Below are 12,976 nucleotides of genomic sequence, written 5' to 3' on the forward strand. Positions count from 1 at the left end.
ATATCACCTCAGGTCAATAGACCTTAACCAATTGCATAAGAGACCTAAGCACATGAGAATTTTTCGTGGCTCCCCAGCTCTATCTGAATTTCGTGTTAACAAGCTTCTAGAGCTTTGTCGTGAACTAGGCTTACCTGTCACAGGTATTTACGCAGAGTTTGCTCACTTTGCTGAGCTATCAGCAGATCTAGATGATCAAGAAGTTGAGAAACTAGAGAAACTCCTGACTTACGGTCCAACAATTGAAGAGCATGCGCCAGAAGGACTTCTGCTGCTTGCGACTCCTCGTCCAGGTACAATTTCTCCTTGGTCTTCAAAGTCTACCGACATCGCGAATAATTGTGGCCTAGCTAAAGTGGTTCGCCTAGAACGTGGTACTGCTTACTATATTGAAACACCATCTGCTCTTTCTGAGCTTCAACTTGTTGAGCTGAAAGCGATTCTTCATGATCGAATGATGGAAGTCATTTTCACTGATTTCGAATCAGCCGCCGCTCTGTTCCAAGTAGCGGAGCCTGCACCAGTAGCAGACGTTGACTTACTAAACGGTGGCCGTGCTGCGCTTGAAAACGCAAACGTTACCCTAGGCCTTGCTCTTGCTGATGATGAGATCGAATACCTTTATGATGCATTCGTAAACAAGCTAGACCGTAACCCAACTGATATCGAATTGATGATGTTTGCACAGGCGAACTCAGAGCACTGTCGTCACAAGATCTTTAATGCAGATTGGACTATCGACGGCGTGAAGCAAGAGAAGTCTCTGTTCAAGATGATCAAAAACACATTTGAAACCACGCCAGAAAATGTTCTATCTGCCTACAAAGATAACGCAGCGGTAATGGTGGGTTCCGATGTTGGTCGTTTCTTCCCGAACCCAGAAACTCGCCAGTACGGTTACAACCAAGAGAAAGCGCACATCCTAATGAAGGTGGAAACGCACAACCACCCAACAGCAATCTCTCCGTGGCCGGGCGCTTCGACTGGCTCTGGTGGTGAAATCCGCGATGAAGGCGCAACTGGTATTGGTGGTAAGCCAAAAGCAGGTCTTGTTGGTTTCACTACATCTAACTTGCGTATTCCTGGTTTTGAACAGCCATGGGAAACAGATTTCGGTAAGCCGGGTCGCATCGTTAACGCCCTAGACATTATGCTAGAAGGTCCATTAGGTGGTGCGGCGTTTAACAACGAATTTGGTCGTCCAAACTTACTTGGTTACTTCCGTACTTACGAAGAAAAAGTGAACTCTCACGCCGGTGAAGAGGTTCGTGGTTACCACAAGCCAATCATGATTGCTGGTGGTATGGGCAACATCCGTGATGAGCATGTTCAGAAGAAAGAGATCCCAGTCGGCGCAAGTCTAATCGTTCTTGGTGGTCCTGCAATGAACATCGGACTTGGCGGTGGTGCGGCATCTTCAATGGCATCTGGCCAATCAGCAGAAGACCTAGATTTTGCTTCTGTACAGCGTGAAAACCCAGAGATGGAGCGTCGCTGTCAGGAAGTGATCGACCGTTGTTGGCAGCTTGGCGAACAGAACCCAATCGCATTTATCCACGATGTGGGCGCAGGTGGTATCTCTAATGCACTTCCAGAGCTTGTAGACGATGGCGAACGTGGTGGTATTTTCCAACTACGCGATGTTCCAAACGATGAACCAGGTATGAGCCCACTTGAGATATGGTGTAACGAATCTCAAGAACGCTACGTAATGGCAGTTGCGCCAGAGAATATGGAAGTATTTGACGCTATCTGTAAGCGTGAGCGCGCACCATACGCAGTAGTAGGTATCGCAACAGAAGAGCGTGAGCTGAAGTTAGAAGATTCACACTTCGACAATACACCAATCGACATGCCAATGGATGTGCTTCTTGGTAAAACGCCTAAGATGCACCGCGATGCGAAAACGCTTAAAGCGAACAATCCTGCAGTTAACCGTGATGGTATCGAGCTAAACGAAGCTGTGGATCGCGTTCTTCGTCTTCCAACGGTTGCAGAGAAAACATTCCTAATCACCATCGGTGACCGCACGGTGACTGGCTTGGTAGCGCGTGACCAAATGGTTGGTCCGTGGCAGGTACCTGTAGCAAACTGCGCGGTAACTGCAGCAAGCTACGACACGTACCATGGTGAAGCGATGTCAATGGGTGAGCGTACACCAGTTGCTCTGCTAGATTTCGGTGCTTCGGCTCGTTTAGCGGTGGGTGAAGCAATCACCAACATCGCTGCGACAAACATCGGTGACATCAAACACATTAAATTGTCTGCGAACTGGATGTCTCCAGCAGGCCACCCAGGTGAAGATGCAGGTCTTTATGAAGCAGTGAAAGCTGTGGGTGAAGAGCTATGTCCAGCACTTGGTCTGACTATCCCTGTGGGTAAAGACTCAATGTCGATGAAGACCAAGTGGGAAGAGAATGGCGAGCAGAAAGAAGTAACGTCTCCGCTGTCTCTGATCATCACTGCGTTTGCTCGTGTTGAAGATGTGCGTAAGACAATCACACCTCAGCTTCGCACAGATAAAGGCAACACTAGCCTTGTTCTTATCGACCTAGGTAATGGTCAAAACCGTCTAGGTGCAACAGCGCTAGCACAGGTTTACAAGCAGCTTGGTGATAAGCCAGCAGACGTAGATAACGCAGCACAGCTAAAAGGTTTCTACGAAGGCGTTCAAACTCTAGTCGCGAATGACCAAGTTGTGGCTTACCACGATAAGGGCGATGGCGGTCTATTCGTTACTCTTGCTGAGATGGCATTCGCGGGTCACTGCGGTGTGAAAGCAGATATTGCTGACCTAGGTGACGACGCTCTAGCCTCTCTATTTAACGAAGAGCTAGGTGCGGTACTCCAGGTTAAGAATGATGACCTAGACGTTGTACTTTCTACTCTTGCAGCAAACGGCCTAGAAGCGTGTTCACACGTAATCGGCTCAGTAGAAGCATCTGACGAGCTAGTGATCACTTCTGGTGATACAGTCGTTCTAGAACGCAACCGTACTGAACTACGTACTATCTGGGCGGAGACAACGCACAAGATGCAAGGTCTGCGTGATAACCCAGCATGTGCTGACCAAGAGCATGAAGCGAAGAAAGACAACTCTGACCCAGGCCTAAACGTTAAGCTAAGCTTCGATGTAAATGAAGACATCGCAGCGCCATATATTGCGAAAGGCGCTAAGCCTAAGATGGCAATTCTGCGTGAGCAGGGCGTTAACTCTCATGTAGAGATGGCTGCAGCCTTTGACCGTGCAGGCTTTGAAGCAACGGATATTCACATGAGCGACATCCTAACGGGTCAAGCTGTACTGGAAGAGTTCCAAGGCCTAGTGGCGTGTGGTGGCTTCTCTTACGGTGACGTTCTAGGCGCTGGTGAAGGTTGGGCTAAGTCTATCCTGTTCAATGAACAAGCTCGCAACCAGTTTGAAGGCTTCTTTAAGCGTGAAGATACGTTCTCTCTAGGTGTGTGTAATGGCTGTCAGATGCTATCGAACCTAAAAGAGCTAATTCCGGGTGCAGACCTATGGCCACGCTTTGTTCGTAACGAATCTGAGCGTTTTGAAGCTCGTTTCAGCCTAGTTGAAGTTCAGAAATCTGACTCTGTATTCTTCGATGGTATGGAAGGCTCGCGTATGCCAATCGCGGTTTCTCATGGTGAAGGGCGCGTAGAAGTACGTGATGCTGACCACCTAGCAGCGATTGAAGCGTCAGGCACGGTTGCAGTTCGTTACGTTGATAACCACGGTAACCCTACTCAGCAATACCCGAACAACCCGAACGGTTCGCCAAACGCAATTACAGGTCTAACGACTCAAGATGGCCGTGTGACTATCATGATGCCGCACCCTGAGCGTGTATTCCGCACAGTAGCGAACTCATGGTCTCCAGAAGGTTGGGGCGAGAATGGTGCTTGGATGCGTATGTTCCAAAACGCACGCAAGAACATCGGCTAATTACGACGTAGTCCAAGGTTAACGAAAAGAATAAAGCGCTGGTTGAAAGACTGGCGCTTTTTTATTTAAGGGAATCGAGAATGGATCTCGTCCGATGGAACGCCTCGCTTCGAGATGCGAGAAAGAACAGCGGCGTCATTTCCTAGACTGACGAAGGAAGGAGTAGGAAATCTCTTTTTAACAATGAATCGTGAGAGTTCCCCAATTCGTTCGTGCCTTATCTACTGTAAAAAACTTGCAGCGTTTCGGTAACTTTTATGCTCTAATACCGCGCTTACCAAGGGATGGTGTTAAACAGCTCAGCTTAGATGGAGTTATCAAGTTGACCGAATCCCTGATTAATCCCTTAGGAAATGAAAGAAATGTCTAAAAATCCAAAATTTGCTATCCGCGTAACTGAAAAACGTAACGGTTGGAGCGCAGAGATCACTCGTCAAGTGACATCTCGTAAGACTGTAGTATCAAAACGTGAAACTGGCTTTGACAGCGAAGAGAAAGCACAAGCTTGGGCTGAGCAAGAACTAGCAGGTTTTGTTCAAAACCAAGTGGTTCGTAACGAGCGTAAAGCAGTACAGCGTCAAGAGCGTGAAGCAGAGCAACTAGCGGCAAAAGTTCGCAAAGAAGAAGCTCGCAAAGCACGCGAAGTTGAAGCTGACGAAGAGTAATCTCAGCTTACTAGATGGTCGATTTGTACCATCAAATCTGAATTAAAAAATGCCCCGAGTTCATCTCGGGGCATTTTTATTTGAATGTAAATTAAGAGGTTACTGTTGAGTGTCTAACGGGATTTGCCCTGTCGTTACTTGGTCGACATCAAACTCAGTCAGCTCTTCAATGTAGCTTTCAACCGCTTGCTCTACCATTTCATCGTTTTGTTTGAAGTAAGCGATATGGAAAATAGCATCGCCTTCATTCACAAGTGGCAGTGTTTGCTGGCCAATAACAATACCACCTTTCGGTGCGACTAGTTCAAGCTCATCGTGACCCAGAGGAGAGCTGATGTATGCTAGCGTTTCGCCTTCTTCTACCTTGTCTCCTAGGTTAACCACAGTACGCAAAATACCGTTACCGGATGCACGAACCCAGCTGGTGGATTTCGCGATAATTGGTTCAGGTAGTTTCTTACGGCTCGCACGTAGCATACCGATTGCTTGCATCACACGTTGAACGCCCAGTACACCTGCGCTGATGGATAGTGGGTCAAAGCGCAGAGCTTCACCCGCTTCATAGGTCAGTACTGGGATATCGCATTTCTCCGCTTCGCTACGCAGAGAACCGTCACGTAGAGCTGAGTCTACGATCACTGGTGTGGCAAATGCTTTTGCAATACGCAGTGTCTCAGGATTGCTCAAGTTCGCGCGGATCTGTGGCAGGTTAGTACGGTGAATCGCACCCGTGTGAAGATCCAAAATATAGTCACAACGCTTGGCGATGTTATTGAAGAAACCATGCGCCATACGTGATGCCAATGCACCTTTTTCACTGCCTGGGAAGCAACGGTTTAGGTCACGGCGGTCTGGTAGGTAGCGCGATTTATGGATAAAGCCGAACACGTTCACGATAGGCACGGCAATCACGGTACCTTTCAGCTTTGCAGGATCCAATTGGTTGATCATCTGACGAACGATCTCTACGCCATTAAGCTCATCACCATGGATTGCGGCATTCACCATGAGTACAGGACCTTCTTGCTTACCGTGGATAATTTCCACAGGGATAGAAAGCGGTGAGTGCGTGTAAAGCTGCGCTGCTTCAAATTCAGTTTCTAATCGCTGCCCTGGTTGTACTTGATGCCCGAGTAGCTCAAATACTTTGCTTTTTTTACTTCTGGCCATAAACCATCTCTGTCAAATACGTTATCAACAATGTAACAACTGGTTCAAATTCACACTAATCATTCTTGTTGATGTGACGAAAAAAACATTTTGTTGATGTGAGCGATAAAGCGCCAGATGTACGTTGAATGTATTCCTTTTGAAGTTGTTTTTGTTTCGAATGAACTGGTTTTGATGCTGCTTTTTGTCATTATATTCACGGTATAAATGGCATTGTTTTAAATTTAATACATCAAATTTATTTGAAAAAAACTGACTTTTACCGGGCCTTTTTATCCGCTAATATCCCCGCCGAATTTTTGACCTAATACCATTTAACTAGAGGTTTTGATGAAAAAGGCGATTGCTAAAATTGGCGCACTAACTGCTGTTGCAGTTTCTCTTTCTGGCTGTGTAGGTAGTAACGCAGTAACGGGTTACGTGATGGGCTTTAACTTAAAAGCAGTAGATAACCGTTACGCTCGTGGTGGCCTAAACATGCTAATGGCGCCAGTTTACGGTGTTGCTATTGCGGCTGACTACATCGTGTTCAACTCACTAGAGTTCTGGACTGGTAAAAACCCACTAAACGGTAAACCACACATCTTTGATACCAAGATGGATACTTACATCGACGTAAACCACCAGCTAGACAAGTCTCTAACGACAGCGCCGATTGGTCCTCTAACAAACAACCGTGTTATCGAACAAGGCCAAATGCAGCAGCTTGACGAAAATACAGTTCAAATGGACATCACTTACAACAATGGTGAAAAAGCGACGCTAATGGGTGTTCGTGAAGGCGATTTCGTTACTTACTACATCGATGGTGAAGTGGTTGCTAAGACTTCTATGGATGAGCTAGCAGCCTACGCGCAAACTCGTGCATAATTTGCGAAGCGCTGATAATAAAAAGCTCGCAATAAAAAAGGGTGCCTCGGCACCCTTTTTCGTATCTGACTTGGATTACGCTTTTTCTGGAATCGCTTCCAGAAGTGCGACCATTTGATCCCAGAACAGTTGAACGGTATCAATCTTCACTTTCTCATCTGGAGAGTGAGGGAACTTGATGGTTGGACCGAAAGAAACCATATCCATGTTCGGGTAAGGTTCTTTGAACAGACCACATTCAAGACCTGCGTGAATAACCATGATGTTTGGTTTGTGACCGTAAATGCCTTCGTACATATCACGGAAGATAGCCATGATTTCAGAATCCGCATCTGGTTTCCAACCTGGGTAAGCACCAGAGAATTCGATTTGCGCATTCGCAAGTTCAGCGACTGACTCAAGCATACCTTCAACTTGACTACGACCAGAATCGATCAGTGAGCGAATTAGGCATAGAACCGTTACTTTGTTCTCTTCAGTTGTGATAACGCCAACGTTAAGAGACGTCTCAACCACGCCTTCAACTTCATCACTCATGCGCATCACGCCGTTTGGACAAGCGTTCAATGCTGCGATGAAACGTTGTTGGTCTGCAATTGCAAACACTTGTGCATCTGTTGACACTTCTTCATTGAAAGTCACGATGTCGGTTTCAACTTTACCAAGCTCAGTTTTTAGTAACTCAGTGTAGTAGTTGAACAGTTCTGCCAGCTTGTCTTGATTCTCTGCTGGTAGAGCAACGGTAACGAAGGCTTCACGAGGGATCGCATTACGTAGACTACCACCACGGAACTCAACAAGACGAAGATCCAACTCTTGTGCGTGACCTGCTAGGAAACGGCCTACAAGCTTGTTCGCGTTGCCGCGGCCAGTGTGGATGTCACAACCAGAGTGACCACCTTTTAGGCCTTTCAGCGTTAGCTGACGAGTCACAAAACCTGCTGGGATTGCATCACGAGTAATGTCGAATGTCATTGCGCCGTCGATACCGCCAGCACAACCCATGTAAACTTCGCCTTCTTGCTCTGAATCCGTGTTTAGAAGGATGTCGCCTTCTAGCCAACCTTGCTCAAGACCAAATGCGCCAGTCATGCCTGCTTCTTCATCAATTGTCAGAAGCACTTCGATAGGGCCGTGTTTGATTTCTGTAGAGGCTAAAACCGCAAGGCAAGATGCCATGCCGATACCGTTGTCAGCGCCAAGTGTTGTACCTTTTGCTGTTACCCATTCACCATCAATGTATGGTCGGATTGGATCTTTAGTGAAGTCGTGGTCAGTGTCTTCGTTCTTTTGCGGCACCATATCGATGTGCGCTTGAAGAACGACGCCTTTTTTGTTTTCCATGCCTGGCGTTGCTGGTTTTTTTATGAACACGTTGCCAGTTGGATCGCGGCGTACGTCAAAACCTTGCTCTGTCGCCCAGCTTACGATGTATTGCGCTAGAGCTTCTTCATGCTTTGAAGGGTGAGGAATTGAACAAATCTTATCGAAAAACTGCCAAAGTGGAGCAGGTGATAAGGTACTGATTTCAGAATGGAATTCAGACACGGAAGACTCCTTTTGATGTGCTTTGCCAAATTTAAACCGTAAATATATTGAGTGTTTAGCAATAAATGCTAACTGGTCTTGGCTTTTGAATTGGCACCAAGCATACCACCAGATGAGAGAGGCGAGTAGTCGAGGGAGAAAGGAAATCACTATGAGCTGTCACAGATTCTGAACAGAGCAAAATACACCTATGCAATAAGGTTTATTTGATTGTAAGTATCTTAAATTTTTAATTCACAAAACTGTAATTAACTTACAGTTTTTGTTTGATGGAGATCAATTTAAATGAAAAGTGTGAGTTTAATCACTTTTATGCTTGTAATTAAATTTCTTGGTGGTATATTTGTAACCAGCTTCTGAGAGAAGAATGAAATGCTCAAAGGATGAGTCCGTTTTATCGCCTCCAAGGAACCGAGAAATCAACCAAATTTGACAGTATTAATTGATTTAGAAGGTGATATTTATGAAAGGTTTACCAAGTGCAATGTTCTGGAACAGCAAATCTGTTTACACCGGTAACTTTGTATACCCAACAAGCTTTGGTTACTAATTGAAGCCAACGCATGTGACTCGAACAAGTTTGTTCACCCCTATAAATTGGAATTTTTTTTCAGTGCATAGTGCTGACATGATTCACCGCCACTCAAATTGAGTGGCGTTTTTTTATCTGCTTTTCCTATCCTCGGCTATTTTATCGCCACCAAGCTTCCATTCTGGTATTGCTTATCTCACTTGTTTCGTTTTCAGACTAATTATTTGGGTATTGAGTGCCCGAAACCATGATTTTGCGTTTGAAAGTTTACAACATTGTTCAGTTTGCACTCATTGCATTTGACTGAACGTGAGCTTCTTAGTTCTTGTTTCGTAAGACCTAAAGCTTTTCTCTCTTGGAGGTGTTAGCGAATAGGTTTCATATCCGAAGAAAAAAATCCTATTAGAGTGAAAATTCTATCTGGAATTTGTTATTTGATAACTTTATAATCCGAGCCAATCGATTACGCAACCGTTTACTTTTTTACCTTTACAGGATTCGATCATGCTCGAAAGGCTCTTTAAACTTAGTGAAAATGGCACCAATGTGCGCACTGAGATCATCGCAGGTGTTACAACCTTCCTAACCATGGCTTACATTATCTTTGTAAACCCAGCAATCCTTGCTGATACCGGTATGGATCGTGGTGCCGTTTTTGTTGCGACGTGTCTTGCGGCGGCTATTGGCTGTTTCATCATGGGCTTAGTAGCAAACTACCCAATCGCTCAGGCCCCTGGTATGGGTCTAAACGCGTTCTTCACATATTCAGTTGTGTTGGGCATGGGGTACACTTGGCAAGTGGCGCTAGCAGCAGTGTTCGTGTCCGGTTTGCTATTTATTTTACTGAGTATTTTCAAGATTCGTGAATGGATCATTAACTCTATTCCACTTTCTCTCCGCACTGGTATCTCTGCGGGTATCGGTCTTTTCCTTGCTTTCATCGCGCTGAAAAATGCAGGTATCGTAGTAGATAACCCAGCAACGCTAGTTTCAATGGGTAACATCACGTCATTACCGTCTGTGCTTGCGGCGATTGGCTTCTTCATGACGATTGCATTGGTTCACCGTGGTGTTAAAGGCGCGGTCATGATCGCTATCCTAGGTGTGACGATTCTTGGTCTTATCTTTGGTGACGTTCAGTGGGGCGGCATCATGTCGACTCCACCAAGCATCGCACCAACCTTCATGCAGCTAGACTTCTCTGGTCTATTCGAAGTGGGCATGATCTCAGTTGTCTTTGCTTTCCTATTCGTTGACTTGTTTGATACGGCAGGCACGCTAGTTGGCGTTTCGCAAAAAGCAGGTTTGACGGACGAAAACGGTAACATTCCTCGCCTAAACAAAGCACTGCTAGCTGACTCAACAGCAACGTCAGTGGGTGCTCTACTAGGTACTTCAAACACGACTTCATACATTGAGAGTGTTTCTGGTGTGGCTGCTGGTGGTCGTACAGGTCTTACGGCAGTGGTTGTTGGCGTGCTGTTCCTCTTGGCTCTATTGTTCTCACCACTAGCAGGAATGATCCCTGCGTACGCGACATCAGGCGCATTATTCTATGTTGCTATCCTAATGCTTTCTGGTCTTGTTGGTATCGACTGGCGTGACCTAACAGAAGCGGCTCCTGTTGTAGTAACGTGTTTGGTAATGCCGCTGACTTTCTCTATCGCAGAAGGTATCACGCTAGGCTTCATTGCTTACGCAGCGATCAAACTGTTCAGTGGTAAAGGTCGTGAAGTTTCGATGAGTGTGTGGGTGATGTCTGCAATCTTCATTGCGAAGTACATTCTAGGCTAACTTTAGCCAATGAAAGAAAAGCCAGTGTGGACTGAGGGTTCACACTGGCTTTTTATTTGCAGATTTTTTGTGAGTAGGGTCTGTTGACCTTTTGAGCTGATTTTTGCAGCAGTTTGTGGGTTCTTTATACAAGGCAGAGGCTTTGAAATGTAGTTGCCCTACCTGATAAGCCGATAACGCAGTAGAGAGGAGCCACAAACGCTGCCCGAAGGGTTCGGCTAAAAGCGTTTTACTCTTTGTTGAGAGAATTTTGCTTAGAATGCTAGGCTACAAACCTCTCGCCGCGATTAAAACGCTTTTATCTCGAACAAAATTTAACCGCAAAAGGTCAACAGCCCCTAGTTTCTACGCAAATTCATTCACTTCTCTATTTTGTGTTGTTCACCGAATTCGATTTTTCTGCGTAATAGGCGGAGAATTTTGATATCAGCGTTGGTATTAATGAAGTGTTTCGGTAGAATAATCGTTTGCGCAGCTTGAAACCCCCATTTCCTCTGGTGTGGAAAGTTTAGCTTGATGAGTCCATTTCAGCGCCATCAGCTAAGCAGAGGGGATGCATATTTTGAAATTATTAGGTTATTACAATGAGTAAAAAATTCATTATCACTTGGGATGCGATGCAGTCTTACTGCCGTGAACTGGCTGAGAAACAAATGCCAGCTGAGCAATGGAAAGGTATTTGGGCGGTAAGCCGTGGTGGTTTGGTTCCTGGAGCTATCTTGGCTCGTGAGTTAGGTATTCGTCACGTCGATACTATTTGTATCTCAAGCTACGATCACGATCACCAACGCGATATGACGGTAATTAAAGCACCTGAAGGTGACGGCGAAGGTTACCTAATCGTTGAAGACCTAGTAGACAGTGGCGATACAGCACGTAAACTTCGTGAAATGTACCCGAAAGCGAAACTGATTGCTGTATGTGCGAAGCCATCTGGCAAAGAGCTGCTTGATGACTACGTGGTAGATATCGCTCAAGACACTTGGATTGAGCAACCATGGGATATGTCTATCCAGTTCGTTGAGCCAGTAAACCGCAAGCAAAAGTAAGTTTGTGCCAAGAATATTGAGAAATGCCCCTTTATAGGGGCATTTTTTTTATTATTATTACGCTATTGCAACCAGCCTAGAGTTCTTCCTATGTCAGAAGACGTCAGTAAAAACCTCTCCGAAACTTTGTTTGTTAAACATAAACAAGCGAGAGAAACTTCCGCCCTTACTCAATATATGCCGACGAGCCAAAAGGTTCTTGATGAGCGAGAAGAGCGTGGTGAGCGTGCTTGGTATCGTCATTTGAGACGTCTTCAATGGTCTTGGCAGGGCTTATCACCAATCGAGATGGAAGGCGTGCTGTCTAAGATTGCATCATCGAATCATTCTCGTACGGAAGATAAATGGCTTGATACCGTCATGGGGTACCACAGTGGTAACTGGACATTTGAATGGATTAAGTTGGGCATGGAGCATCAACGTCGTGCGAATGAAATGCAAGGTGAGGAAGCCGCAGATGAGCTATTTACCGCGTCATTGTGCTTTAGCATCGCGGGCTACCCGCATTTAAAGAACGACAACTTAGCCATTCAAGCGCAAGTATTGGCAAATAAAGCCTACACCGAAGGTTCAGAGAAGACGAAATATGTCGTTAAGCAGATCGAAGTGCCTTACCAGAAGCGCAAGATCATCGCGAACCTGCATCTTCCTCGTACTGATAAGCAACTTCCTGTTGTGATGGTCAGTGCAGGGTTAGATAGCCTGCAAACGGACATGTGGCGTTTGTTCCGCAATCACCTTGCACCAAAAGACATCGCGATGTTGACTATCGATATGCCGTCCGTTGGCCACAGTTCTCATTGGCCACTAACGGAAGACTCTAGCTGCTTACACCAAGCGGTGTTGAATGAGTTGTATAAACTGCCGTGGGTCGACCATTATAAAGTCGGCTTAATTGGTTTCCGCTTTGGTGGTAATGCCATGATCCGTCTTTCATTCGTTGAACAAGAAAAAATTAAAGCGTGTGTCGCATTGGGTGCGCCGGTACATGATCTGTTTACCTCTCCTAAAAAGTTGCAGCAAATGCCGAAGATGTACCTCGATTTACTCGCTTCACGCTTGGGTAAACACGCGGTCGACATTAACAGCATGGCCGGCCAGATGATGGCATGGTCACTTAAGGTGCAAGGTTTTCTCAGCAGTCGTAAGACTAAGGTTCCTATTTTGGCGTTGAGCCTAGAGGGAGATCCGGTTTCGCCTCACAGTGATAACCAGCTTGTTGCGCTGTTTAGCCAGTATGGGCAGGCAAAGAAAATCAGTTCCAAAACGATTACAAAAGGGTATGAGCAATCCCTCGATTTAGCCATAAAGTGGTTGGAAGACGAATTATTAAGATGACAAATCTTCTAATTTAGTTAAGAGTGATATATGTGAGCAAAAAATAAGCTCATGATAATTA

Annotated in this window: 9 protein-coding genes; 7 read left to right on the plus strand and 2 right to left on the minus strand. The window is 45.7% G+C overall.

Going from position 1 to position 12,976, the window contains the following annotated elements:
• The first annotated feature begins 52 nt into the window (after positions 1-52).
• Entirely contained in the window at positions 53-3,949 is a 3,897-nt protein-coding gene (gene purL / locus B853_RS03015; protein WP_038886301.1) for a phosphoribosylformylglycinamidine synthase, read from the plus strand.
• Between the two features lie 362 nt (positions 3,950-4,311).
• Positions 4,312-4,614: a DUF3622 domain-containing protein gene (locus tag B853_RS03020; RefSeq protein ID WP_010446286.1), complete on the plus strand. Its 303-nt coding sequence runs from the start codon at positions 4,312-4,314 to the stop codon at positions 4,612-4,614.
• Positions 4,615-4,713: 99 nt separating this feature from the next.
• Here the strand turns inward: B853_RS03020 and B853_RS03025 are convergent, their stop codons facing one another.
• On the minus strand, positions 4,714-5,784 hold the full coding sequence (locus B853_RS03025) for a succinylglutamate desuccinylase/aspartoacylase family protein (RefSeq protein WP_038886298.1): 1,071 nt from the start codon (positions 5,782-5,784) through the stop codon (positions 4,714-4,716).
• A 330-nt stretch (positions 5,785-6,114) separates the two neighbouring features.
• Here B853_RS03025 and B853_RS03030 point away from each other — a divergent pair, with 330 nt between their 5' ends.
• Entirely contained in the window at positions 6,115-6,654 is a 540-nt protein-coding gene (locus tag B853_RS03030; protein WP_010446291.1) for a DUF3332 domain-containing protein, read from the plus strand.
• Positions 6,655-6,729: 75 nt separating this feature from the next.
• Here the strand turns inward: B853_RS03030 and B853_RS03035 are convergent, their stop codons facing one another.
• Positions 6,730-8,202 (minus strand): aminoacyl-histidine dipeptidase, encoded by a 1,473-nt coding sequence (locus B853_RS03035; RefSeq protein ID WP_038886296.1) that lies wholly within the window; start codon positions 8,200-8,202, stop codon positions 6,730-6,732.
• A gap of 463 nt (positions 8,203-8,665) precedes the next feature.
• Between B853_RS03035 and vcdP the strand changes: the two genes are divergently transcribed.
• The 4 genes from vcdP (at position 8,666) to frsA (ending at position 12,915) form a co-directional block, all read left to right on the plus strand.
• Positions 8,666-8,752, plus strand: coding sequence for a small protein VcdP (gene vcdP, locus B853_RS26965; protein ID WP_017188447.1), 87 nt, complete (start codon positions 8,666-8,668; stop codon positions 8,750-8,752).
• A gap of 486 nt (positions 8,753-9,238) precedes the next feature.
• On the plus strand, positions 9,239-10,528 hold the full coding sequence (locus tag B853_RS03040; protein WP_038886921.1) for an NCS2 family permease: 1,290 nt from the start codon (positions 9,239-9,241) through the stop codon (positions 10,526-10,528).
• Between the two features lie 584 nt (positions 10,529-11,112).
• Positions 11,113-11,577 (plus strand): xanthine phosphoribosyltransferase Tet(34), encoded by a 465-nt coding sequence (gpt, locus tag B853_RS03050; protein WP_038886920.1) that lies wholly within the window; start codon positions 11,113-11,115, stop codon positions 11,575-11,577.
• 90 nt (positions 11,578-11,667) lie between these two features.
• On the plus strand, positions 11,668-12,915 hold the full coding sequence (gene frsA / locus B853_RS03055; RefSeq protein ID WP_038886919.1) for an esterase FrsA: 1,248 nt from the start codon (positions 11,668-11,670) through the stop codon (positions 12,913-12,915).
• Positions 12,916-12,976: the final 61 nt, after the last annotated feature.

The sequence above is a fragment of the Vibrio rotiferianus CAIM 577 = LMG 21460 genome, assembly GCF_002741985.1.
GTDB classification, from domain to species: domain Bacteria; phylum Pseudomonadota; class Gammaproteobacteria; order Enterobacterales; family Vibrionaceae; genus Vibrio; species Vibrio rotiferianus.